This is a genomic window from Lentzea californiensis (genome assembly GCF_024648825.1).
GTDB lineage: Bacteria > Actinomycetota > Actinomycetes > Mycobacteriales > Pseudonocardiaceae > Lentzea > Lentzea californiensis.
Window position 1 is genome coordinate 240,166 of the sequence record NZ_JANBBE010000009.1, and the last position, 24,349, is coordinate 264,514.

Annotated in this window: 17 protein-coding genes; 6 read left to right on the forward strand and 11 right to left on the reverse strand. The window is 69.4% G+C overall.

Going from position 1 to position 24,349, the window contains the following annotated elements; translation table 11 throughout:
- Positions 1-6 precede the first annotated feature (6 nt).
- Entirely contained in the window at positions 7-2,379 is a 2,373-nt protein-coding gene (locus LX88_RS29970; protein WP_258951116.1) for an RICIN domain-containing protein, read from the reverse strand.
- Between the two features lie 291 nt (positions 2,380-2,670).
- On the opposite strand from LX88_RS29970, the gene LX88_RS29975 reads away from it, so the two are divergent.
- The 6 genes from LX88_RS29975 (at position 2,671) to LX88_RS30000 (ending at position 11,117) form a co-directional block, all read left to right on the forward strand.
- Positions 2,671-3,438, forward strand: coding sequence for a FadR/GntR family transcriptional regulator (locus LX88_RS29975; RefSeq protein WP_258951117.1), 768 nt, complete (start codon positions 2,671-2,673; stop codon positions 3,436-3,438).
- A gap of 141 nt (positions 3,439-3,579) precedes the next feature.
- Positions 3,580-4,620: a LacI family DNA-binding transcriptional regulator gene (locus LX88_RS29980; RefSeq protein ID WP_258951118.1), complete on the forward strand. Its 1,041-nt coding sequence runs from the start codon at positions 3,580-3,582 to the stop codon at positions 4,618-4,620.
- 332 nt (positions 4,621-4,952) lie between these two features.
- Positions 4,953-5,966, forward strand: coding sequence for a cellulose binding domain-containing protein (locus tag LX88_RS29985; protein WP_258951119.1), 1,014 nt, complete (start codon positions 4,953-4,955; stop codon positions 5,964-5,966).
- 31 nt (positions 5,967-5,997) lie between these two features.
- A complete protein-coding gene (locus LX88_RS29990; protein ID WP_258951120.1) occupies positions 5,998-7,464 on the forward strand; it encodes a glycoside hydrolase family 62 protein in 1,467 nt (488 codons plus the stop codon).
- A gap of 63 nt (positions 7,465-7,527) precedes the next feature.
- Positions 7,528-9,165: a glycoside hydrolase family 27 protein gene (locus LX88_RS29995; protein WP_258951121.1), complete on the forward strand. Its 1,638-nt coding sequence runs from the start codon at positions 7,528-7,530 to the stop codon at positions 9,163-9,165.
- Positions 9,162-11,117: a family 43 glycosylhydrolase gene (locus tag LX88_RS30000; protein WP_258951122.1), complete on the forward strand. Its 1,956-nt coding sequence runs from the start codon at positions 9,162-9,164 to the stop codon at positions 11,115-11,117. Before LX88_RS29995 ends, LX88_RS30000 begins: the two co-directional genes overlap by 4 nt.
- A 4-nt stretch (positions 11,118-11,121) precedes the next feature.
- On the opposite strand, the gene LX88_RS30005 is transcribed toward LX88_RS30000, so the two are convergent.
- The 10 genes from LX88_RS30005 to chvE form a co-directional block, all read right to left on the reverse strand.
- Complete coding sequence (locus LX88_RS30005; RefSeq protein WP_258951123.1) at positions 11,122-11,457, reverse strand: anti-sigma factor family protein; 336 nt, start codon at positions 11,455-11,457, stop codon at positions 11,122-11,124.
- Entirely contained in the window at positions 11,454-11,939 is a 486-nt protein-coding gene (locus tag LX88_RS30010) for a sigma-70 family RNA polymerase sigma factor (RefSeq protein ID WP_307791431.1), read from the reverse strand. The genes LX88_RS30005 and LX88_RS30010 overlap by 4 nt, the downstream gene beginning before the upstream one ends.
- 200 nt (positions 11,940-12,139) lie before the next feature.
- Positions 12,140-12,913, reverse strand: a complete 774-nt coding sequence (locus LX88_RS30015; RefSeq protein WP_258951124.1) for an enoyl-CoA hydratase/isomerase family protein — start codon at positions 12,911-12,913, stop codon at positions 12,140-12,142.
- A gap of 10 nt (positions 12,914-12,923) precedes the next feature.
- Positions 12,924-14,156 (reverse strand): FNR domain-containing protein, encoded by a 1,233-nt coding sequence (locus LX88_RS30020; RefSeq protein ID WP_258951125.1) that lies wholly within the window; start codon positions 14,154-14,156, stop codon positions 12,924-12,926.
- On the reverse strand, positions 14,153-15,691 hold the full coding sequence (locus tag LX88_RS30025) for an amino acid adenylation domain-containing protein (protein WP_258951126.1): 1,539 nt from the start codon (positions 15,689-15,691) through the stop codon (positions 14,153-14,155). The genes LX88_RS30020 and LX88_RS30025 overlap by 4 nt, the downstream gene beginning before the upstream one ends.
- A gap of 548 nt (positions 15,692-16,239) precedes the next feature.
- Positions 16,240-17,325, reverse strand: a complete 1,086-nt coding sequence (locus LX88_RS30035; RefSeq protein ID WP_258951128.1) for an aldose epimerase family protein — start codon at positions 17,323-17,325, stop codon at positions 16,240-16,242.
- A gap of 13 nt (positions 17,326-17,338) precedes the next feature.
- Positions 17,339-20,413 carry a family 43 glycosylhydrolase gene (locus LX88_RS30040; protein ID WP_258951129.1) on the reverse strand — a complete coding sequence of 1,025 codons (3,075 nt, stop codon included), beginning with the start codon at positions 20,411-20,413 and terminating at the stop codon, positions 17,339-17,341.
- Positions 20,414-20,449: 36 nt separating this feature from the next.
- Complete coding sequence (mmsB, locus tag LX88_RS30045) at positions 20,450-21,664, reverse strand: multiple monosaccharide ABC transporter permease (RefSeq protein WP_258951130.1); 1,215 nt, start codon at positions 21,662-21,664, stop codon at positions 20,450-20,452.
- Positions 21,661-23,166 carry a multiple monosaccharide ABC transporter ATP-binding protein gene (gene mmsA / locus LX88_RS30050; protein WP_307791496.1) on the reverse strand — a complete coding sequence of 502 codons (1,506 nt, stop codon included), beginning with the start codon at positions 23,164-23,166 and terminating at the stop codon, positions 21,661-21,663. The genes mmsB and mmsA overlap by 4 nt, the downstream gene beginning before the upstream one ends.
- A gap of 26 nt (positions 23,167-23,192) precedes the next feature.
- Positions 23,193-24,278 carry a multiple monosaccharide ABC transporter substrate-binding protein gene (gene chvE, locus LX88_RS30055; protein ID WP_258951132.1) on the reverse strand — a complete coding sequence of 362 codons (1,086 nt, stop codon included), beginning with the start codon at positions 24,276-24,278 and terminating at the stop codon, positions 23,193-23,195.
- Between the last annotated feature and the right edge of the window lie 71 nt (positions 24,279-24,349).

Here is a 24,349-nt window from a genome sequence, read left to right on the forward strand (position 1 = left end):
GCCTTGTCAGCCGCGCAGGCTCCACTGCTGGTTCGTCCCGCCGTGGCAGGCCCAGAGGTGGATCAGCGTGCCGTTCGCGGTGCCGTTGCCGCTGGCGTCGAGGCACAGCCCCGACTGCGCGCCGGTGATGGTGCCGTCGCCGTTGGCGTTCCACTGCTGGTTCACGCCGCCGTGGCAGTCCCACAGGATCGCCGCGGTGCCGTTGGCGGTTCCTCCACCGGAGGCGTCGAGGCACTTGCCCTGCACGGTGAGCTGCCTGCCGGCCGTGTGGTTCCAGCGCTGGTCCGTGCCGCCGTTGCAGTCCCAGAGCCTCGCCTGGGTGTTGTTGCTCGTCGCGGCCACGTCGAGACAACGGCCCGACTGGCTTCCGACGACCGTGACGTTCTCCCGGCCACCGCCGGTACCGCCCGGTCCCGCGTTGGCGATCACGGCCTGGGCGCCGGACGGCCAGTTGCCGCCGGAGACGACGACGTTGCCGTTGACCACGTTGCCGCGGTCGCCATTGGTCACGTTGGTGCTGTTGTTGGTCGACCAGTTGCCGGTGAGCGTCCAGTTGCCCATGTTCTCGCCGCCCCAGTAGTTGGCGGTGGCCCACGTGCCGGTGGAGGAGAAGACGTTGCCGGTCGCGCGGTAGTACTTGGAGCCCTCGTCGAAGTAGAGCCCGAACCACCCGTTGGTGCGCAGGCAGTGGTTGCCGCTGATCTCCGCGTTCGGGTTCCAGGCGAGCGTGTAGATGCAGCCGCCGTCGGTCATCTGCTGCATGATGTCGTGGACGTAGTTGTTGATGAGCTTGTTGTTGGACGCTGTGGTGGGCGTGGAGTACCGCGGCTGGTAGTTGTACAGACCGCGGTTCGCGTAGTGGTTGCTGCCGCCCGCGTCGTTGGCGCCCCAGCCGTAGCCGAGGGACAGTCCGGAGTACGGCAGGTTGTAGATCTCGTTGTGGGACACGGTCGCCGTGCTGACGTAGGTGTTGAGCACCGACACGTTGCCGCGGTACTCGACGGCGATGTCGTGGATGCGGTTGTGGCTGACCGTGATGTTCCGGTTGACCATCCGCTGGTCGCCCGGGTGGTGCGCGTCGGCTCGCACGCCCCCGACCACGACGCCGCCCGCCGAGTTGCGCGCGATCTCCGACCTGGTGACCGTGATGCCGGACGCGCCCAGGCCGACACCGCTGGCGTGCGCGTTGGCGTCGTTGCCGATGCCGATCGCGGTCTGGCCGAGGTTGACGAACTGCGAGTCGGTGAAGGTGATGCCGCTGGCCGCTGAAACCTGGACGGCCGCGGGCATCTGGGACCAGTGCGGCCGCGCCGCCTCGAACTGCGCACAGCCCTGCTGGCACGAGTTGATCCGGTCGGCGGGCCAGTTCTGGTTGCCCGCCATGTAGGCGCCGGTCTGCTGGTCGGCGAACCCCTGGTTGCTGCTGGGCCCGAGCCACGACGTGCCGGTGAAGGTGATGCCGCCGAACGTGATGTCGCGCGCCGGAGCGTCGTACGTGCCGCCGACGTTGACCAGTGACTGCAGCACCGGCAGTTCCACGCTGACGTTGCTCATGGTCTGCCCGGCGAGCGGGATGTAGTAGAGCGCGCCCGCGCCGGGGTTGATGTACCACTCGCCCTGCGCGTCGAGGAACTCGTACGCGTTCGCCAGGTACAGCGGTCCGGCCCGGTGCGGTTTGCTGAGCGTGTCGTAGCCGAAGGTGTTGTTGTTCCACGCGGGTTGTTGCATCGTGAGGAAGTTGCCCGCGATGCTTTGCACCGGTGAGTAGCGGTCGGTGAACGAGTTGACGCTCTCCACCTCGACGCGGTTCTGGTTCGCCAGGTTGTTGAGGTAGTTCAGCGAACTGTTCGAGAAGCGCATGCCGGTGTCGGTGAACGTGAAGTCGGCGCGGTTCACCTGAGTGCGTGCACGTGTGGCGATGGCACCGTTGACGTACAGCTGGCGGCTTTCGACGCCGGTGCCGACGCCTGCCCGCCAGATGTTCTTGCCGGCGTCGGCCAGCGACCACCCGGTGACCGCCCTGGCACCGCTGATGACGGGACGCGCCGACGTGGCGGCCTGCCACAGCACGCGGTACCCGTTGCTGCCGGAATCCGCCGCGGTGAGCCGGAACGGCGCGGTGAGCCGGTAGGTCCCACCGGCCAGCTCCACGACGATGTCACCGGACATGGACGTGTTGCGGGACCTCACCGCGGCCTGCGCTCCGAGCAACGAGCACGGCGCCGCGGCGGTGCAGGCGGTGCCGGTGCCCGTCGGAGAGGCGTGAAGGGTTGTGGTGGCAGCGGTTGCCGGGGGAGCGGTGGCGAGGGCGGCGATCACCGCCGCGGTGGCGGCGAGTGCGATCCGCCCGCGTGCGGCGGGTGACGAGGACGTGGACAAGTGACCTCCTGGTGGGTGTGGCCTGATCACCTCTCCCGCTGCGGCGGACGGGACAGCTCGCGTCCTGTGTGGACGTTCGGGTTTCGTCGTGCCGGGGAACGCGGCGGCCGGAGGACTTCGCGGCGACGGCACCGTGGAACGGGGCGTGCGGACGGGTCTCCGTGGACGGGAGGACCGGGCGTCCGGGCCGGTTCAGGAACAACGTGAACGTAACTCGTATGACGTGTGACGTCAATGGTGTTACGTATACTGTCGGGCCCTGGCAACAGGTTGCGGCGCAACGGAGGCGAGATGTCGGTGACACGTCCGGAACAGGGTGCGGCCGAGATCCCCGGATGGACGCGGAGACCAGCGAGCCTGGCCGTCGCGGTCACCGCCGAGCTCGTGCAACGCGTCGTGCGCGGCACCTATGCCCCTGGCGCCACGCTCCCGCCCGAGCCGGTGCTGTGCGAGACCTTCTCGGTGAGCAGGACGGTGATCCGCGAGGCGGTGAAGGTCCTGCAGGAGAAGGGGTTGGTGCGGGTGCGCCAGGGTGCCGGCACCACGGTCACCCCGATGGCGCAGTGGAACATGCTCGACGAGCTGGTGCTCGCCGCCGCCGTCGCCGGGGACGAGAGCCTCTCGATCCTCGACGACCTGGTGGTGACACGCCGGTTGCTCGAGTCGGACATGGCACAGGTGGCCGCGCGCACCGCCGGCGAGGACGTCCTGGACCGGTTGCGCGCCCTGGTGGACCGGATGGACGAGCTCGTCGGCGACACCGCCACCTACGAGGAGCACGACCGCCTGTTCCACGACACGATCATGCAGGCCTCGGGTAACCGCATCGCCCGTGGCGTCGTGCGCTCGCTGGAGAGCCAGGTCCTCGGCTCCGCCGGCTACCACGGCCGCAGCGGCCGGGACATGTGCACGGCGTCCAACAAGGGGCATCGCCGCATCTTCGAACGCATCGCCGCCCACGACGGCGCCGGTGCGGCGCAGGCCATGTTCACCCACATCACCGAGGCGTGGCTCGTGCGCCGCGGTGAGGCGGGCGACCCCGGCCGCCTGAAGAGGTAGAGCGCTCGTCGCCGGACGGTCCCCTCCGCCAGGGCCGTTCGGCGGAAGGCGTGTGACCACAACCATTTCGTGGAACATCCGGCCGGAACACGGCCGGGCCCGCACGGCACGGGAGGCGGATCTGCTGTGGGACGAACTCGCGTGACCCTGGCCGACGTCGCGGCGGCGAGCGGGGTGTCGGTGACGACGGCATCGCTCGTGCTGACCGGACGCGCGCGTGAACTACGCATCTCCGAGGACGCCGAGCGGAGGGTCCGTTCCACGGCCCAGGAGCTGGGCTACCGGCGCGGTGTGCTGGTGAGCGGGCCCCGGCCGGGGCCTTCGCGGACGATCGGGTTCGTGCTCGACACCGTCACCTCGTCCGGACTGGCCGGCGAGGTGGTGAAAGGCGCGGTGGAGGCCGCCTACCGGCACGGCTTCATGCTGTTCGCCGGGGAGACCGGCGGGGACCCGGGACTCGAGCGGTCGCTGGTCGAGGCGATGCGCGACCGGCGCGCGGACGGCATCGTGCTCGCCACAACGCACACGAGGGCGATCGCGGTGCCGGAACGCCTGCACCACGGGCCAGCCGTCCTGCTCAACGCGACCGCCGGCGCCCGTTCGGCCATCCCGTCGGTGGTGTCCGACGAGGTGCAGGGCGGACGTTCGGCGGCGCGCCTCCTGGTCGATGCCGGGCACCGCCACGGTGTGCACCTGATCGGCGCGGGGCCGGGTTCCTACGACGTCCCGCCCCACAGCATCGCGGCCGTGCAACGCCTAATGGGACTGCGCGAGGTGTTCGCGGTCGCGGGCGTCGAGGTGGTCAGCGCGCACCGCTGTCCCAGGTGGACACCCGAGGCCGGCTACGACGCGACCAGGGAACTGCTGCGCCGCCACCTGCCCAAGGCGCTGGTGTGCTTCGACGACCGCCTGGCGTTCGGGGCCTACCAGGCGCTCGGGGAGGCCGGGCTCTCGGTGCCGGGCGACGTCTCCGTGCTCGGGTTCGACGACCACCCCGTCGCGTCGTGGATGCGTCCGCGGCTGACCACCATCGCCATGCCGCACCACGAGCTCGGCGTGCAGGCGGTCGAGGTGCTGGTGGAGATGCTGGGACGGCGGGGACGCGGCGCCCGCCCCCCGCTGATCCGCCGGGTGCCGATGCCGGTGCGCGAGGGTGGTTCGGTCGCGCGGCCGCAGCCGTGAACGGCTATATGTTCGCGTTAACAGAACGAAGGCGTCTGGTCGGGTGATGGACGCGCCTGAACGCCGTTCTGCTAAAGGTTAGCGCTCACATTTAGCTTTGACCCGGCGTGACGGGGTCTTCTACATTGCTAGTGGCGTGGCTCAGAACGTTGCCGGTGTATTCGTGGTCAGACGGGTGTGTCGTGGTGCCTCCCCCACGTCCTCGTACTGGTTGTACGGGGGCGTGGGGGAGGTGCCGCGACGGATCCTGCTGAACGCGGATACGCCGCCGACGTTCTGTGTCACGCCACTGGAAGCCGCCCCGCCGCTGACCGCTCGTCGAAAGGCTCATCATGCCGAGCCCGCTCAAAGCGTTGTGCGGTGCGCTGATCGCCGTCCTGCTGGCGGCGTCACCCGCCTTCGCCGAACAGTCCACTGTGGATGATCCGGCCGCCTTCGTCGACCCGGTGCGGGTGATGCCGCTGGGTGACTCCATCACCCAGGGCGGTTCCATCGGCGGCTACCGCCTCGACCTCGGCACGAAGCTGCGTGCCGCCGGACGCACCGTCGACTTCGTGGGTTCGCTCGCGGACGGGCCGGGCTCCATGCCCGACCGCAACCACGAGGGGCATCCCGGCTGGACCATCGCGCAGGTCGACGCGAACGTCGTGAACTGGCTGAGGACCTACACCCCGCGCACGATCCTGCTGCACATCGGCACCAACGACATGTACGGCAGCGACCCGGCCGGTGCGCCGCGGCGGCTCTCCGCGCTGGTGGACAAGATCACCGCGCAGGCACCGGGCGCGACCGTGTTCGTCTCGACCATCATCCCGATCCGCTTCGCCGACTCCACCGTGCGCGGCTACAACGCCGCCATCGTCCCGCTGCTGCGGGCGAAGGCGGCGGCCGGCAAGAAGGTGCACGTCGTGGACATGTACCCGGCGGTGCCGATCTCCGACCTGCCCGACGGCATCCACCCGAACGCGGCCGGCTACGCCAAGATGGCGACGGTCTGGTTCAACGCGCTGTCGTCGGTTCCCGGCAGCATCGGCGATCCTCCCGCGCCCGGCGGCACCTGCACCGCCACGTCCAGCGTCACGGGCACCTGGAACGGTGGTTTCCAGGCCGAGGTCACGGTCGCCAACCCGGCCGCGTCCCCCATCACCGGCTGGACGGTCAAGTTCACGCTTCCCAACGGGCACACCGTGTCGCAGATCTGGGGCGGCGCCGCCAGTGGTTCGGTCACGGTCACCAACGCCCCCTACAACGGCTCGATCAGCCCCGGCGCCTCGGCGACGTTCGGCTTCCTCGCGTCCGGTCCCGGTGCGGCGGCGGTCGGAACCGCCACCTGCGCCGGCGCGTGATCCCTGCTCCCTCCGACGACGAAGGGTGATCATGTTCTTCGCACGATCGTTCACATCACGACGAGCCCTGCTCACGGCCGTCGCCGCCGTGCCGCTCATCGCGGTGTCCACGCTCGCCGCGGTGGCGGTGCCCCCCGCCGCTGCCGCACCGGGCTGTTCGGTGACCTACTCCGCACCGTCGCAGTGGGACGGTGGCTTCACGGCGAACGTCAGCGTCACCAACCTGGGCGACGCCGTCAACGGCTGGTCCCTCACCTGGAGCTTCTCCGCTGGCCAGCAGGTGAAGCAGGCCTGGAACGCCGAGGCGACCCAGTCCGGGAGCGAGGTGACCGTCCGCAACGTCTCGTACAACGCGGCGATCCCCACCGGCGGCCGGGTCGAGTTCGGGTTCAACGGTTCCTCCACGGGCACGACCAACCCGAACCCCACGGCGTTCACGCTCAACGGAACCCTGTGCACCGGCGACGTCGGCCCCACCACCAGCACTACCACCACGACGACCACGACCACGACCACGACGGGCAACCCGCCCGTGGGCAACCTGCCGTCGAGCTTCCGCTGGAACTCCAGCGGTGTGCTGATCGGTCCGAAGCCGGACGCCACGCACGCGAACGTCGCGGTGAAGGACCCGAGCGTCGTCTACCACAACGGCAAGTACCACGTGTTCGCGTCGACCTACACCAACGGCTACAACCTGATGTACACCAGTTTCAGCGACTGGTCGCAGGCATCGGCCGCACCGCACTACTACCTCGACCGCTCCGGCATCGGAGGCGGGTACCGGGCGGCGCCGCAGGTGTTCTACTTCGCGCCGCAACGCCTCTGGTACCTCGTCTACCAGACCGGGGACAACGCGTCGTACTCCACGACCACGGACATCGCCAACCCGGCGTCGTGGTCCACGCCGAAGAACTTCTACGCCGGCGGGATGCCGCAGATCATCCGCGACAACATCGGCAACGGCTACTGGGTCGACTTCTGGACGGTGTGCGACACCGCCAAGTGCTACCTGTTCTCCTCCGACGACAACGGCCACCTCTACAGGTCGGAGACCGGCCTCGCGCAGTTCCCGAACGGCTTCACCAACACGGTGATCGCCATGCAGGACAGCAACCGCAACCGGTTGTTCGAGGCGTCCAACGTCTACAAGATCGCCGGGAAGAACCAGTGGTTCCTGGTGCACGAGGCGATCGGCACGGACGGCCGCCGCTGGTTCCGCTCCTGGACCGCGCCCTCGATCACCGGTCCGTGGACGGGGCTGGCCGAGAGCGAGTCGAACCCGTTCGCCCGCTCGAACAACGTCACGTTCCCGGGTGGACAGTGGACCCGCGACATCAGTCACGGCGAGATGGTGCGCACGAACGTCGACCAGACCATGGAGATCAGCCCCTGCAAGCTCAGTTACCTCTACCAGGGCATGGATCCCAACGCCGGCGGTGACTACAACCGGCTGCCCTGGCGGCTCGGCCTGCTGACCCAGACCAACTCGACCTGCTGAGTGCAGGACCGACGCCGCCGGGCACGCGCACCGGCGGCGTCCCCCTGCGAGAAAGGGGCAACGATGCCCTCCTGGTCCAGGAAACTCACGCACCTCGCCGCCGTCCTGCTGGCGGCGATGGCGACCGTCACCGCGAACCCCGCCACCACCACCGCCGCTCCCGGCAGCCCGGCGCTCACGCCACCGCTCGGCTGGAACAGCTGGAACAGCTTCGGCTGCGGCATCACCGAGGGCCAGGTCCGCCAGGCCGCCGACGCGATGGTGTCGTCGGGCATGCGCGACGCCGGCTACCAGTACGTCGTCGTGGACGACTGCTGGTTCGACCCGCAGCGCGACTCCGCCGGCAACCTGCGGGCGCACCCGTCGAAGTTCCCGAGCGGGATGAAGGCGCTGGGCGACTACATCCACGGCCGCGGCCTGAAGTTCGGCATCTACCAGGCGCCGAACGAGAAGACGTGCGCGCAGGGCACCGGCGCGCACCCCGGTTCGACCGGCAGCAAGGGCCACGAGGTCCAGGACGCGCGGATCTTCGCGTCGTGGGGCGTCGACTACCTGAAGTACGACTGGTGCTCGGGCGCCGGCACCCGGGACGAGCAGATCGCCCGGTTCACGATCATGCGCGACGCCCTGCGCGCCACCGGCCGCCCGATCGTCTACAGCATCAACTCCAACAGCTTCCACGCCCCCACCGGCGACAGGTACGACTGGAGCGAGGTCGCCGACCTGTGGCGCACCACCGAGGACCTGCTGGACATCTGGCAGAACGGCAACACCAACAGCTACCCGATGGGCGTGGGCAACGTCGTCGACATCACCGCCCCGCTCGCCGTGCAGTCCGGTCCCGGCCACTGGAACGACCCGGACATGCTCGTCGTCGGACGCCCCGGCCTCACGCTCACCGAGTCGCGGTCGCACTTCACGCTGTGGTCGCTGATGGCGGCGCCGCTCATGGCGGGCAACGACATCCGCACCATGTCCGCCGACGTCAGCGCGGTCCTGCGCAACCAGCGCCTGATCACCGTGAACCAGGACAGTCTCGGCGCGGGCGGCCGCCGGGTGCGTGACGACGGCGCCACCGAGGTGTTCGCCAAACCGCTCGCGGACGGCTCGGTCGCCGTCGGCCTGTTCAACCGGGGCGGCGGCACGGCGACCATCGCCACCACGGCCGCCCAGATCGGCCTGTCCGGCAGCAGCTTCACGCTGACGGACCTCTGGACCGGCGGCACGTCCAGCACGTCGGGAGCGATCTCCGCGTCCGTGCCCGCGCACGGCGTCACCGCGTTCCGGGTGACCGGCGGCAATCCGCTGCAGAACACCACCTCCCGGTTGCGCGGAGCCGGGTCGAACCGCTGCCTCGACGTCGAGAACGGGTCCACGGCGGCAGGGGCCGCGGTCGTGATCCAGGACTGCCTCACCCCGGCCTCCCAGCGGTGGACGTCCTGGACGAACGGTGAGGTCCGCGTGTTCGGCGACAAGTGCCTCGACGCGTACGACCAGGGCACCGCCACCGGCACGAGGGTCATCGTCTGGCAGTGCAACGGTCAGGCGAACCAGCGCTGGACGCTGGGCTCCGACGGGACGCTGCGCAACACGAACGCCGGGCTGTGCCTCGACGTCGAACGGGCCGCGACCGGCAACGGCTCGAAGCTGGTGCTGTGGACCTGCAACGGCCAGACCAACCAGAGGTGGTCACGATCATGAGATGGGCTCCCGTCGCGGCGGCGGTGTCCGCCCTCACGCTGGTGGCCGCCGGACTCGCCGCCAGCACGACCGCGCAGGCCGCTCCCGGCTGTTCGGTCACCTACACCAAGACCTCCGAGTGGCAGGGCGGCTTCGGCGCCTCCGTGTCCATCACCAACACCGGTGACGCGATCACCGCCTGGACGCTCGAGTGGGCGTACGCCTCCGGCCAGCAGGTCGGGCAGCACTGGAACGCCGTGATCACGCAGAGCGGCGGCCAGGTCAGCGCGCGCAACGCCTCCTACAACGGCTCCGTGCCCGCCGGCGGCAAGGTGGACTTCGGGTTCAACGCCACGTCCGGCTCCGCCAACGCCGACCCGGTGTCGTTCCGCCTCAACGGAACCACCTGCAACGGCGGCACGGATCCGACGACCACCACCACGACGACGACCACGACGACGTCGACGCCCCTGCCCGCCTCGTTCGGCAACCCGGTGCTGTGGCAGGACTTCGCGGACATCGACATCATCCGCGTGGGTGACGCGTACTACTACTCGGCGTCGACCATGCACTACTCGCCGGGGGCGCCGATCCTGCGTTCCTACGACCTCGTCAACTGGGAGTTCGCCGGACACTCCGTGCCACGCCTGGACTTCGGCTCCAAGTACGACCTCAACGGCGGCCGGGGTTACGTGCGGGGGATCTGGGCTTCGTTCCTCAACCACCGCAAGAGCAACAACACCTTCTACTGGGGCGGGTGCATCGACTTCGCCCAGACCCACATCTACACCGCCGCGGCCGTGGACGGGCAGTGGTCGAAGCACTCCACCATCAACAAGTGCTACTACGACGCGGGAATGCTGGTCGACGACAACGACACGATGTACGTCGCGTACGGCAACACCACGATCAGCGTCGCGCAGCTGTCGGCGGACGGGAAGTCGGAAGTGCGGTCGCAGCAGGTGTTCCAGACGCCGTCCAACATCGGCACGCTGGAGGGCGCGCGGTTCTACAAGCGCAACGGCAGCTACTACATCTGGCTGACCAGGCCGGCGAACGGCCAGTACGTGCTCAAGTCGTCGAGCCCGTGGGGCCCCTACACCGTCCAGCAGGTGCTGCTGAACATGCCCACGCCCATCCAGGGCGGGGGAGTCCCGCACCAGGGCGGCATGGTGCAGACGCAGAACGGCGACTGGTACTACATGGCGTTCGTGGACGCCTACCCCGGCGGCCGAGTGCCGGTGCTCGCGCCGATCACCTGGACCTCCGACGGCTGGCCGCGCATCACCACCGTCAACGGCGGCTGGGGCGCGAACTACCCGATGCCGAACCTGCCCCCGCCACCGCGCCAGGTCAAACCCATGACCGGGGTGGACACCTTCGACGGCACGAGACTCGGGCCGCAGTGGGAGTGGAACCACAACCCGGACACCACGAAGTACAGCGTCAACAACGGTCTGCGGCTGTCCACCGCGACCGTCACCAACGACCTGTACAACGCCCGCAACACCCTCACCCACCGAATACAGGGCCCGACCTCGACGGCCACCGTCACGCTCGACCTCGCATCGATGCGCGACGGCGACCGCACCGGCCTGGCGATGCTGCGCGACTCCTCGGCGTGGATCGGGGTCAAGCGCGACAGCGGCCGCAACCGCGTGGTCGTGGTCAACGGCCTGACCATGGACAGCAGCTGGAACACCACCGGCACCGGCACCGAGGTCGCGAGCGCGAACCTCACCGGCACGCGGATCTGGTTGCGCGCCAACGCCGACATCAGACCGGGCAGCGGACGGCAGGCCCGGTTCTCCTACAGCACGGACGGCGTGAACTTCACGTCGCTGGGCAGCGGCTTCACGCTGAAGAGCGACTGGCAGTTCTTCATGGGCTACCGGTTCGGCGTCTTCAACCACGCCACGCAGGCGCTCGGCGGCTCGGTGGGCGTGCAGCGCTTCGAGCTGTCCACGCCGTGACAGCTCAGAGGTAGCAGCAGAACAGCGCACTGAGCACCGCGCCGGTCACGGCGGCGACGAGGACCGCCGCCGCCGTGACCAGGAGGTGACGCCGCCGCGCTGCCCGGACGAGCCGGGGCAGGACGGCGGCGGGCACTTCCGGTTCGGTGCCCAGCGACTGCAACGCCCACGCCTCCGGCACGCGTGACAACAGGGCCGTCACCCCCGCGAGCCCGCAGACCTCGCGCTCGCACGACGCGCACTGCGCGAGGTGCTGCTCGTAGGCCAGCCGTTCCGCGGTCGACAGCGCCCCCAGGACGTAGGCGCCGTCCCACTCCCGGAACGGATCCGGTGTGTTCACCGCCCTGTGACCCCGTTCTCCTGCAAGGCCAGTCTCAGCGCCCGCAGGCCGTAGTGCAGCCGCGACTTCACGGTGCCCTGCGGCACCTCCAGCGCGTCGGCGAGCTCCGCGATGGACTCGCCGCGGTAGTAGGCCCGCACGATCACCTGCCGGTGCTCCGGTTTGAGCGTGGACAGGGCGTCGGCGACGAGCCAGGCGTCGAGCGTGGAGTCGGTGTGGTCGGCCCGCGAACGTTCGGGCAGGCTCTCCGAGTCGACCTCCCACCGGGCACGGGCGCTGCGCCGTTCGTCGATGGCGTAGTTGCGCGCCACGGCGTAGAGCCACGCCTTGGACGCCGACGAACCCTGCTCCAGGACCTCGGGATGGCGCCAGGCGCGCAGCAGGGCCTCCTGGACGATGTCCTCGGCGAGCTGCTGGTCCCCGGTCAGCCGCAGGGCGTAGCGCCACAGTGCGGCGGCGTGGCCGTCGTGCAGCGCGCGCAACAGGGCGATGTGGTCGTTCTTGATGACGCACCCCTCCTAAACAGCCAGCCAGGAGTCTTGTTCGAAACGCCTAGGGCGTTCCGAACCCAAGGTTGATGAGGGGAGCTTTCATAAACCTGAGGTTTATGAAAGCTCCCCTCATCAACCTCAGGGGCTTGTGGCGGCGATGCCGCTCTGAGACAGAACGTCTGGCCGGGCGCCTAGGTGCGGAACACCGGGGAGCGCTTGCCGAGGAACGCCGCTGTGCCCTCACGCATGTCGTCGGTGGTGAAGGCGTGCCGGAACGCCTCGAGCTCGGCGTGCAGTCCCAGGCCGACGGGCAGGCCGTCCGCGGCGTTGATCACCGACTTGCACGCGGCGACGGCGGCGGGTGAGTTGGCGGCGATGTCGGCGAGCACCAGCCGTGCGGCGGCGAGCATCTCCTCGCGGGTGTCGAAGACCTGGTTCACCAGGCCGGTGCGGTGCGCCTCCGCCGCGTCCACCCGGCGGCCGGAGTAGATCATCTCGCGGGCCCGCGCCACGCCGACCCGCCGGAACAACCTGACGCAGCCACCGAAACCGGGGATCAGCCCGAGGAGCACCTCCGGCTGCCCGAACACGGCCTTGCGGGTGGCGTAGACGAAGTCGCACGCCAGCGCCATCTCGCAGCCGCCGCCGAGCGCGTAGCCGTCGACGCAGGCGACCACGGGGACGGGGAGCCGTTCGAGCAGGCACGTCACCTCCTGGCCCAGCGCGCCGAACGCCTCGCCCTCCTCCGGGGTCATGGCCGCCATCTCGCGGATGTCGGCGCCCGCGATGAACGCCGGTCCCTCGGAGCCCGTGAGCAGGACCGCACGCGGACCGGAGAGGGTCGACAGCAGGTGGCGCAGTTCGGTGAGGGTCCGCTGGGACAGGGCGTTGCGGGCGTGCGGGCGGTTCACGGTCACCGTCAGCACGCCGCCCTGCTCGTCGAGCACGAGGTTCTGATAGTCCACTGTGGTCTCCTCACGAGTCCCAGATCGCGCCGTAGGCGGGGATTCCCCTGGCCTCCAGCTCTTCGACGACGTGCCAGGTGGTCTGTTTGTTCGAGATGCAGATGACCGCTTCCGCGTCGAAGCGGCGGCAGGCGTCGTGCGCGAGCGCGACCAGGTCCGGCTTGCCCTGACCGGCGGTGTCCCAGACGACGGCGCCGGGCTGCGCGTCGAGGATCTCGTCGACCAGCGCGTCCCCGTAGGTGCGGCGCGGGTCGCGGGTCGACCACACCAGCGTCGCCGGCGCGGTGCGGGCGAGCAGGTGGGGCAGGCAGGGGCCGATGCCGCTGCCGGTCGCCACCCAGACCACGCGGTGGAACAGCTTGTCGATGTTGCCGACGCCCGCGGTCGGGATCCCCTTCACCCACAGGTGGCTCGGCTGGTCGGCGATGAGCTTCGCCGTCCAGTCGCCGGCTCGGGAGATGGTGAGCCGGAAGCCGGAGCGTCCCGGCGCGGGGACGTTCGCGAACGAGTGCCATTCCAGCAACGGGTTGCGGCTCACCGCCGTCGAGGAGCCCGCGAACGGCGTGACGCCGTGGTCGAACGACACCAGTGCGACGTGCGGGGACGGACTGACGATCCGCACCGGCACGCGCCGCAGCCGGAGCCACGGCAGCGCGACGCTGGCCACCACGAGGGCGAGCGGCCAGAGGAACACCGGGTTCGAGACGGCGGCCAGCGCGGCGAACAGCACGAGCACCGTCCAGCCGCCGAACCGGTGCGACCGCTCGAAGAGGTCGTGGTGGCGCGCGCGGAGCCGGGGGAGCGCGAGCACCGTCATCGCGACGAGCAGGGCGAGGATCGTCCAGCTCAGCGCGACCGGCAGTGCGCCGCGCGTGGTGACGGCGAGCGGGAGGAACCAGGCCACGGCGCAGACGGCGGCTCCGACGTGCAGGCCACCGAAGTGGTAGACCTTGCCCAGCGTCCACCGCACCCGCAACGGCCAGTGCTTCGGCGCGCTGGTGGCCAGCCGGAACAGCAGGTTGATCACCAGCTGCTGGCGGACCAGTGCGGCGAGGGCCACGTTGACGACCACGAGCGTGGTCAGCACGTCCGGCTCGCCCCGCCAGTCGCCGGTCACGGCGAAGACCAGGTTCGCGAGCACGACCGTCGCGGCGAGCCGGTTGTGGTGGGTGAACGGGCGCCGGCGCAGCACCGCGCGGAGGGAGCGATCCGCCGGCGGCAGGACGACCTCGTGCAGCGTCATGCCACGGGCTCCCGCCGCAGTCCGTCCACATGCGACAGCAGAGCGCGCCGGTCGACCTTGCCGCGGTCGGTCGTCGGCAGCGTGTCGACCGGGACGATCAACGTCGGCACGCAGTAGTACGGCAGCCGTTGCGAGACCGCCCGCCGCGCCTGCTCCGGCGTCGCGGTGCCGGGGCTGATGAACCCGACGAGCTTCCCGTCGTGCACCACGGTCGTGGCGCGGTCGCAGTCCTCCGCGCGTTCCAGCGCGGCGGTGACCGCGTCCAGCTCGACGCGGAACCCGCGCACCTTGACCTGGTCGTCGGTGCGGCCGCGGTGTTCCAGCCGGCCCTCGCGCGTCCACCTGGCGAGGTCGCGCGTGCGGAACATCAGGTGGTCGCCGCCGAGGAACGGATCGGGGCGGTAGCGCTCCGACGTGAGGTCGAGGTCGCCCAGATACCCCGCCGTCACGCACGCCCCGCCGGCCCACATCTCCCCGACCGCGCCGATGGGGCACGGCAGCAGGTCGTCGTCGAGCACGTAGACGGTCGTGTTCGGCACCGGCCTGCCGATGGTGAGCTGCCCGGTGCCCGGTTCGTAGCGGTGCACCGTGTTGACGATGGTGACCTCGGTGGGACCGCAGGCGTTGTGGAAGGCCACGCGGCGGGCCCACTCGTCCGCGAGGGCCTGCGGGCAGCGCTCACCGGCGACCGCGACCGTGCGCACCCGTTGACACGCGGCGGGATCCAGCGTCGCCAGCACGCTGGGCGTGGCGATCACGACGTCCACCGTGCTCGCCGTCCGCGCGAGGTCGTCGCCGCGGATCACCAGCGTGCCGCCGTTGGCGAGCGTGCCGAGGATCTCCCACATCGCCATGTCGAAGGCGATGTTGAGCAGCTGGGACACCCTGACCCCCGGGGCGACGCCCAGAGAACCGGGCGCCGTCAGCAGGACGTTGCACAGGTTGGCGTGGGAGACCCGCACCCCGTTGGGACGGCCGGTGGTGCCGGAGGTGAAGATGACGGCGGCGATGTCCGACTCCGCCGTGATGGTGCGGCAGAACGCGCTGACGTCGGGCAGGGTGTCGATCGTGACGATCGTGGCCAGGTGAGGGGGCAGCGAGGCCGCGTCCGCGGTCGTCGTGAGCACCACGTCGACGTGCGCGGCCCGGACGATGTGCCGCAGGTGGGCCTCCGGGGTGATGCGCACGTCCTGCGGCACGTAGGCCGCTCCCGCCTTGAGCACCGCAAGGATGCCCACCACCATGGAGATCGATCGCGTCAGGAACAGTCCCACGTGGTCGCCGGGGCGCACACCGCGCCGGACCAGCAGCTCGGCCAGCAGCGTGGCTCTCGAGTCCAGCTCCCCGTAGGTCAGGGAATCGCCGAGGTGCTCCACGGCTGTCAGGTGCGGGCGCCGCGCCGCGTGCGTTTCGAAGGCGTGGTGGACGTGGTCGGACGGAGGGGTCCGGACGGGACCGGCGCCGAACACCTGGAACAGTTCGCGGTCGGCGGGGGACAGGTCGAACAGGGCGGATTCCTGGAACACGGCTGTCACGGCGGGTGCCCTTTCGTGAGCGGTACGTGGGCAACCGCTTGAACGAGACAGCCCGCCGGGAAGTTCACGTCGTGTCGAATCACCCGTCGAATCGAAAAGTGCTTGTGGTGTAAAGCTTCTGGCAGCAAAGGAGCTGTGGTGTCCCGTCACCCGGACGGATGATCCCGTGCTCCTGCGTTTGTCATAGACGTCTGCGCATATGAGCATCTGTCCTATGACGACTGTCGAGCACGCTCCCGCGGAACTGCACCGCCACACGCACGGTCCCGGCTGCGGCCACGACGCCCTCGTGCACCGGGACCACGTCGACTACCTGCACGACGGGCACCTGCACCGCGAACACGTGACGGATCGCGGTGTGCACTACGACGAGTGCGACAAGTGCAGGTGTGCGCACTGCGCGGACTCGTGCGCGCAGTGCGACTGCTCGGAATGCGACTGCCCGACCTGCAACCACGCACAATGCGCGTGTGACGGGTGCACTGACTCGTGCGCGAACTGCACGTGTGCCGAATGCAGCTGCCCCACGTGCAGTCACGCGGCGTAGATCAGTCCGCAGTGGACAGTTGGAACACCGTCTCCTGGTGGTAGACGTCACCCGGCCTCAGCACCGTGCTGGGGAAGTCATGGCGGTTCGGCGAGTCCGGGAAGTGCTGCGCCTCCAGGGCGAAGCCGGCGCCACGGCCGTACGGGCGCCCGCTGGTACCGACCAGGTCCTCGGTCAGGAAGTTGCCCGAGTAGAACTGCAGGCCCGGCTCGCTGGTCCACAGGGTCAGCAGGCGCCCGGAGACCGGGTCGCAGGCCTGCGCGGCGAAGGAGGCTCCGGAGGAGTCCAGCACCCAGTTGTGGTCGTAGCCCCCCGCTGTGCGCAGCTGGGGGTGGTCCGCGCCGATGCGGGAGCCGATCGCGGTCGGCAGCCGGAAGTCGAACGGGCTCGCCTCGACCGGCACGGGCGCCCCCACCGGGATCAGGTTCTCGTCGACGGCGCAGAACCGGCTCGCGTTGAGCATCAGCGACTGGCGGTGCACGTCGCCGCTGCCCTCACCGGCCAGGTTCCAGTAGGTGTGGTTGGTCATGTTGAGGACGGTGGGCGCGTCCGTCGTCGCGCGGTAGGTGATGCTCAGGCGGTTGTGCCGGTCGAGCCGGTACGTCACCTGAGCCTCCACGGTGCCCGGGAACCCGCCGTCCCCGTGCGGGCTCACCAGTTCGAGCTGCACGCCCACGCTGTCCGTCTCGTGCAGTTCGGTCGCGGACCACACCCGCGTGTCGAAGCCCGCGGGCCCGCCGTGCAGGCTGTTCGGGCCGTTGTTGAGCGGGAGCTGGTGCTGGACGTCGTCGAGGGTGAATGCGCCGCGGGCGATCCGGTTGGCGTACCGGCCGATCACGGCGCCGAAGAACACCCTGGCCGCGTCGGGCCGGTTGTTCGCGACGTAGTCGTCGAGCGAGGGGAACCCGAGGACCACGTTGGCGGGAACGCCGTGGCGGTCCGGTGCCTCCAGCGACTGGATCACACCGCCGTAGTCCAGCACCCGCACGGTCAGCCCGCCCGGCCACGCCAGGACGTACCGGTGGACGTCGGTGTCACCGGCCCGTCCGAACAGTTCCCGGCGTAGCTCGGGTTCCCGCTGCGACATCGAACTCCTCGTATCAGTTGATCAGGGCCCGGCAGTGCTGAGGCCGGATCCGTTGTGGTGCGACGCTCTCCAGCGTCGGTGCGACCGGGACGATGGAGCCGTCGCGGCCGAACCTCATCCTGTCTATCGTGGTCTCGCGGTGCGTGCCGTCCCCACCGGGGATGGCGAAGCGGTGGTAGACGAGGTACCAGTCGTCCGTGCCCGGCACCTGCAGCATCGAACTGTGGCCGGTGCCCTTGACGTCGAGCTTCAGGTCCTTGCTCAGGATCAGGCCGCGGTTCGTGAACGGGCCGGTCGGGCTGGGCGCGGTGGCGTAGGCGACGCGGTAGTCCTCGCTGCGGGTGTCGTCGATCGACCAGCTCAGGTAGTAGGTGCCCTTGCGCTCCACCATGAACAGGCCCTCCCGGAAGTCCGTCAGCCCGGTGAGGCGGGTGATCTTGGCCGGGTCGTAGGAGATCATGTCACTGTTGAGCGGAACGACGTAGGCCTCGCCGTTGCCCCAGTACAGGTACGCCTGTCCGGAGCGGTCCACGAAGACGGCGGGGTCGATGGCCTGGCCCCCACCGGTGGGGTTGCGCGAGATCAGGGGCTGACCGGAGTCGACGAACGGGCCGGTCGGGGAGTCGCTCACGGCGACGCCGATCTTGGCCTCGGCGCAGAAGTAGAAGTAGTACTTCCCGTCGCGTTCGACGATGGCCGGCGCCCACGCGTTGCGGTCCGCCCAGCTCACGCCGGGACCGAGGTCGAGGATGACGCCCTCGTCCTTCCAGTCGACCAGGTTCTTCGACGACCAGGCGGAGAACTTCGTGCCGCTCCAGCCGTCGAAGCCGTCCGTGGTCGCGTAGATGTAGTAGGTGTCGCCGAACGCGACGACGTTCGGGTCGGCGTTGAGACCCGGCAGCACGGGGCTGCGCATCTCGTGGGCCTCGACCGTCCACACCCGACTCTCGCGGCCCGACCGCACGGTGAACTGCCGCGGCTTGCGCAGGTCGACAGGGCCGCTGGGCGTGATGGACGCTCCGGGAGCCAGACCGAAGTCGAGCGCGACCCGCCGCAGGTCGGTGCCCGGCCGCACGGGGAGCACGACGCTGCCCGGTTCGATGACGGCGGGTGCTTTGAGCGAGTTGTGCGCGACTGACCGGATCAGGGTCGCGTTGAACGGCAGCGCGGCCACCTCGGTGCTCGCGAGCGCCCGGTTGTAGAGCCGGACGTCCTTCATCCTGCCCTGGAAGGTCCTGTCCGCCGCGTAGACCGATCTGCCCAGGTAGTTGGCCGCCGTGATCCCGCCGCCGATGTCGGACGGCTTGATGGAGACGGCGGTGTTGCGTGCTACCTCGACGCCGTCGAGGTACAGCACCTCCACGCCGTTGCCGACCGTCAGCGTCACGTTCTTCCAGACGCCGCGTGGCAACGCCTTGCCGGAGTTCACGCCCTGCTCGGTCGTCCAGTTGCCGGTGGCGATCGCACCTCGGTAGGTGTCACCGGTGCTGAACAGGTAACCGTTGCCGGTGCCGTTCGGCGCGGTGTTGCCGAAGCCGTAGAGGAAGTACGGCGTCTGCTGGGCCGGGTCCACCAGCACGTCGGCGGAGATCGTGGCCGCCTGGGCACCGGTCAGCATGTTGTTCGGCAGCTGGACGTGCCCGCCGCGCAGCGACAGGGACCCCTCGGAGAACGCGGCGTCGCCGGCGAGCACGCCGTCGTAGCCGTGGCCGGCGGCGTCGGCGGTGGAACCGGTGAGCGGCCAGTGCGCGACGAGGCCCTTCGTATCGGCCTTCACCGGCGGCGGTGCAGCGGTGAGCCGGCTCAGTTCGGCCTGGGTCACCGGCAGCACCGTGCCGTGGCGCGGGGACGCGGGCAGGCGGGCGCCCGTGGACATCGTCCACTTCCCGGAGGCGAGGTCGGTCGTCTCGAACGGCACGTAGCCGCGGCCGCCGTACTCGTCGATGAACAGGTACCACTTGTTCTCGGTGTTGGACTTGAACCCGGTCGGGCCCTCACCGGCGCTCAGGCCGGGGCTGGTCGGGGTGGCCTTGCCGATGCACTCGGCGACGAAGTCGTACTCCGGGTTCAGCAGGTCCGCCGACTTCTCCGCGGTGATGTACTTGCTGCACGGCGAGGACGACGAGTTGTTCCGCTCGTCCTTGGTGTAGCGGTAGTAGGTGCCGCCGTGCTCGATGACCGTCGAGTCGATGACCGAGTAGCCGGGGTCGATCCACACCTTCGCCGGGCTGAACGTCACGAAGTCGCGCGTGGTCGCGTACATCATCCGGTTGTAGCTGTCGCCCGTGTGGCCGGGATCGCTCTCCGCGTACAGCTTCGAGGCCCAGTAGACGACGTAGTTGCCACGCTTGGCGTCCCAGAACGCCTCCGGTGCCCACGTGTTGCCCGCGGTCGGCGGCGAGACCTGGACGCTGCGCTGGCGCGACCAGTTCCGCAGGTCCGTCGACTCCCACACCATCAGCGACCGGCTGCCGCTGCGCTGCGCCGCGTCCCAGCCGCGTCCGCCGTTGATCTTCAGGTCGGTGGCCAGCAGGAAGAACTTGTCGCCCTCGGGGGAGCGCAGGATGAACGGGTCGCGCACGCCCAGCTCGCCGAGGCTGGACTTCAGCACCGGCTGGCCGCCGTTGACCTCGGAGAAGTCCAGCGGGTTGTTGCCGTTGCTGGCGGCGGCGTAGATCTGCTCGCCGATCGGGCTGCCTTCACCGGTGAAGTAGAAGAAGCTGTAGCCCGCCAGCGGTTCCTTGGCGGGCGACGGGGCGACGGTGGCGGTGAGCGCGCGAGTGGTGCTCTGCTGCCCGCGGCTCACCTTCGCCGTCAGCACGACCTTGGTGGGCTTGCCGCCCGCAGGAGGACGGCTCACCTCACCGGTCGGCGTGATCACCTTGGCGTTGGACGACTTCCACGTGACGCTCGTGTCGTGCGCACCGGTGGTGGGCAGGGTGAGGTGGCCGCGGACGTCGTCGATGTTCGGGACTTCCAACGCGTTCGCCGCTGTCCGCACGAGCGGTTCGGCGGCGGCCGGGGTGATGGGGACCAGGGCGGCCGTCACGGCCACCACCAGACCGAAACGGCGCAGGGATGACAACATCGTTGTTGTTCGCCTTCCGGGGTGGGCAGGGGGACTTCAGGCGCGCCGCTTGGTCCAGACGTCGTAGGCGACCGCCGCGAGCAGGACGAGACCCTTCACGAGCATCACGCGTTCACTGGGTGCGCCGATCAGCGACATGCCGTTGTTGATGACACCCATGATCAGGCCGCCGGTGATGGCGCCGACGACCTTGCCGACACCGCCCTGGACCGCGGCGCCACCGATGAACGCGGCCGCGATGGCGTCCAGCTCGAACGACATGCCCGCCGTCGGGCCCGCCTGGTTGAGCCGGCCGGCGAAGATCACGCCGGCCAGCGCGGCCAGCGCGCCCATGTTGACGAACACCCAGAACGTGACGGCCTTGACCTTCACGCCGGACAGCGTGGCGGCCTGCAGGTTGCCGCCGATCGAGTAGATGTGCCGTCCGAACACGGAGTTGCCGGCCATCAGCGAGTAGCCGAGCGCGAGCGCCGCGAGCAGCACCAGCACCCACGGCAGGTTGCGGAAGCGGGCGAGCTGCACCACGACGGCCATCACGACGACACCGACGCCGACGATCTTGAGGACGAACACCGGCATCGGCTCGACGACCTGGCCGTAGCCGAGCCGGGCCGCGCGCTTGCGCCACTGCGACAACGCGAACCCGACCACGAACGCGAGTCCGGCGAGCAGGCTCACCAGGTCGGCGCCGCCGAGCGGGCCGAGACCGATGTTGCCGAGGTAGCCGCCCGTGAAGCCGTTCGCGAGCGAGCGGATCTCGTCGGGGAACGGCCCGATGCCCTGGTTGCCCAGCGTCGTCAGGGTGAGCGCGCGGAACACCAGCATGCCCGCCAGCGTGACGATGAACGCCGGGATGCCGAAGTACGCGATCCAGTAACCCTGCGCCGCGCCGATCAACGCACCCGAGAGCAGCGTCAGCAGCACCGCCACCGGCCACGGCAGTCCCCATTGGACGGTCAGCACCGCGCAGATCGCCCCGGTCAGCGCCACCGTCGAGCCGACCGAGAGGTCGATGTGCCCGCCGATGATCACCAGGATCATGCCGATCGCGAGGATCAGCACGTAGGAGTTCTGCACGATGATGTTCGAGATGTTCTGCGGCTGCAGCAGGGCGCCGTCGGTCAGCACCGCGAACAGGACGACGATCAGCGCGAACGCGACGTAGATGCCCGACTGCCGCAGGTTGATCGAGAACCGCCGGGACCGGGCGGGCGGGGCTGCGGCGGGAGCGGGCGCGGTCTTCGTGGTCATGAGCTCTGTCCTCGCGTCATAAACTGCATCAAGCGTTCCTGCGTGGCCTCTTCGCGGCTGACCTCGCCGGTGATGCGGCCCTCCGACAGCGCGTACACGCGGTCGCACAGGCCGAGGAGCTCCGGTAGCTCCGAGGAGATCACCAGCACCGCGCGCCCCTGGGCGGCGAGGTCGTTGATGATCGAGTAGATCTCGTACTTCGCGCCGACGTCGATGCCGCGCGTCGGTTCGTCGAGGATCAGCACGTCCGGGTCGGTGAACATCCACTTCGCCAGCACGACCTTCTGCTGGTTGCCGCCGGACAGCGTGCCGGTCGGGGTCGACACGGCGGCGGTCCTGATGCCCATCGACTTCCGGAACCGTTCCGCGACCGTGTACTCCTCGTTCTCGTTCACCCACCCGCGGTTCGCGAGCTTGTCCAGCGCCGCGGCGGAGACGTTGCGCTGCACGCCCTCGATCAGGTTGAGCCCGTACTTCTTGCGGTCCTCGCTCACATACGCGAGGCCGTGCCGGATCGCGCCGCGCACGGTGCGCGTGTCGATCTCCTGGCCGTTCTTGACCACGCGCCCGGAGATGCCGACGCCGTACGAGCGGCCGAAGACGCTCATCGCGAGCTCCGTACGGCCCGCGCCCATCAGACCGGCGAGACCGACGATCTCCCCGCGCCGCAGGGTCAGCGTGGCGTTGTCCACGACGACCCGGTCCGGCTGGGCGGGGCTGTGCACGGTCCAGTCCTCGATGCGCAGCACCTCCTCGCCGATGTCGGGCGTGCGCGGCGGGAACCGGTGCTCGAGGTCGCGGCCGACCATGCCGGAGATGATGCGTTCCTCGCTGAGACCCTTGGCGGGCAACGTCTCGATGGTCTTCCCATCGCGCAGCACCGTGACGGTGTCGGCGATCCGGGTGACCTCGCCCAGCTTGTGGGAGATGATCACCGAGGTGATGCCCTCGTCCCGCAGGCCGTCGAGCAGGTCCAGCAGGTGCTGCGAGTCGTCGTCGTTGAGCGCCGCCGTCGGCTCGTCCAGGATCAGGAGGCTGACCTCCTTGGACAACGCCTTGGCGATCTCGACGAGCTGCTGCTTGCCGACGCCGAGGTCGTTCACCGGGGTCGTCGGGTTCTCCCGCAGGCCCACGCGGTCGAGCAGCGCCTGGGCCTCGTGGTTGGTGCGGTTCCAGTCGATGAACCCGCGCCGGGACCTCTCGTTGCCCAGGAACAGGTTCTCCGCCACGGAGAGCTGGCCGCACAGCGCCAGCTCCTGGTGGATGATCACGATGCCGCGGCGCTCGCTGTCGCGAATGCCGTCGAACGCGCACGGCTCACCCTCGAAGAGGATGTCGCCGTCGTACGTGCCGTGCGGGTGTACCCCGGACAGCACCTTCATCAGCGTGGACTTGCCCGCGCCGTTCTCACCGCAGATCGCGTGGATCTCACCGCGCCGCACGGTCAACGAGACCTCGTGCAGCGCGGTGACACCCGCGAACCTCTTGGTGATACCGCGCATCACCAGGATGTCGTCGGACACAGGACCTACTTGAGCTGGTCGGCGGTGTAGTAACCGGAGTCGATCAGTTCCTTCTGGTAGTTCGCCTTGTCCACGGGGACGGGCTGGAGCAGGAAGGACGGCACGACCTTGTTGCCGTTGTCGTAGTCCTTCGTGTTGTTGACCTCGGGCTTGCCGCCCTTGAGCACCGCGTCGGCCATCTTCACCGTGACGTCGGCGAGCAGGCGGGTGTCCTTGTGGATCGTGGAGTACTGCTCACCGGCGATGATCGACTTCACCGAGGCGACCTCGGCGTCCTGACCGGTGACGATCGGGTAGGCCTGGCCGGCCGTGCCGTAGCCACCGCTCTTGAGCGCGGAGAGGATGCCGATCGAGATGCCGTCGTAGGGGGACAGCACGCCGTCGACCTTGGCACCGCCGTAGGTCGAGGTGAGCAGGTCCTCCATGCGCTTCTGCGCGGTCGCGGGGTCCCAGCGCAGGATCGCGACGGTCTTGAAGTCCTTCTGACCCGACTTCACGACGAGCTTGCCCTGGTCGACGAGCGGCTGGAGCACGGACATGGCGCCGTTGAAGAAGAACGTGGCGTTGTTGTCGTCCGGCGACCCGGCGAACAGCTCGACGTTGAACGGGCCCTCGCCCTTCGCCTTCAGCCCGGCCAGCAGCGAGTTCGCCTGCTCCACGCCGACCTTGAAGTTGTCGAACGTCGCGTAGTAGTCGACGTTCGGGCTCTTGCGGATCAGCCGGTCGTAGGCGATCACCGGGATCTTGGCGTCGGCGGCCTGCTGCAGCTGCGAGGTGATCGCGGTGCCGTCGATCGAGGCGACGATCAGGAGCTTGGCGCCCTTGGTGATCTGGTTCTCGATCTGGTTGGCCTGGGTCGGGATGTCGTTCTCCGCGTACTGGAGGTCGACCTTGTACCCCTTGCCCTCCAGGGCCTTCTTGATGTTGTCGCCGTCGTGGATCCAGCGTTCGGACGACCGCGTCGGCATGGTGACGCCCACCAGCGCACCTTCGCTGCTCGTGGTCTGCTGGTCGACCGTCTTCTGCGCCGAACCACAGGCGGCGAGGGTGACGGCGAGTGCGGTGGTGGCCGCGATCCTGGCAAGCCTCATTGCTTCTCCTCGATGTCACCGACAGGCAACAATGCTGTAGGCGGCGAGTGTTATCGCTAACAACTGGCCCG

What these genes read in the sequence shown, in the direction of transcription:
- mmsB (WP_258951130.1), bottom strand. Translation starts at nt 21,664, where the DNA reads ATGACCACGAAGACCGCGCCCGCTCCCGCCGCAGCCCCGCCCGCCCGG.
- LX88_RS29990 (WP_258951120.1), top strand. Translation starts at nt 5,998, where the DNA reads ATGTTCTTCGCACGATCGTTCACATCACGACGAGCCCTGCTCACGGCC.
- LX88_RS29985 (WP_258951119.1), top strand. Translation starts at nt 4,953, where the DNA reads ATGCCGAGCCCGCTCAAAGCGTTGTGCGGTGCGCTGATCGCCGTCCTG.
- LX88_RS29995 (WP_258951121.1), top strand. Translation starts at nt 7,528, where the DNA reads ATGCCCTCCTGGTCCAGGAAACTCACGCACCTCGCCGCCGTCCTGCTG.
- LX88_RS29975 (WP_258951117.1), top strand. Translation starts at nt 2,671, where the DNA reads ATGTCGGTGACACGTCCGGAACAGGGTGCGGCCGAGATCCCCGGATGG.
- LX88_RS30020 (WP_258951125.1), bottom strand. Translation starts at nt 14,156, where the DNA reads ATGACGCTGCACGAGGTCGTCCTGCCGCCGGCGGATCGCTCCCTCCGC.
- LX88_RS30040 (WP_258951129.1), bottom strand. Translation starts at nt 20,413, where the DNA reads ATGTTGTCATCCCTGCGCCGTTTCGGTCTGGTGGTGGCCGTGACGGCC.
- LX88_RS30000 (WP_258951122.1), top strand. Translation starts at nt 9,162, where the DNA reads ATGAGATGGGCTCCCGTCGCGGCGGCGGTGTCCGCCCTCACGCTGGTG.
- chvE (WP_258951132.1), bottom strand. Translation starts at nt 24,278, where the DNA reads ATGAGGCTTGCCAGGATCGCGGCCACCACCGCACTCGCCGTCACCCTC.
- LX88_RS30035 (WP_258951128.1), bottom strand. Translation starts at nt 17,325, where the DNA reads ATGTCGCAGCGGGAACCCGAGCTACGCCGGGAACTGTTCGGACGGGCC.
- mmsA (WP_307791496.1), bottom strand. Translation starts at nt 23,166, where the DNA reads ATGCGCGGTATCACCAAGAGGTTCGCGGGTGTCACCGCGCTGCACGAG.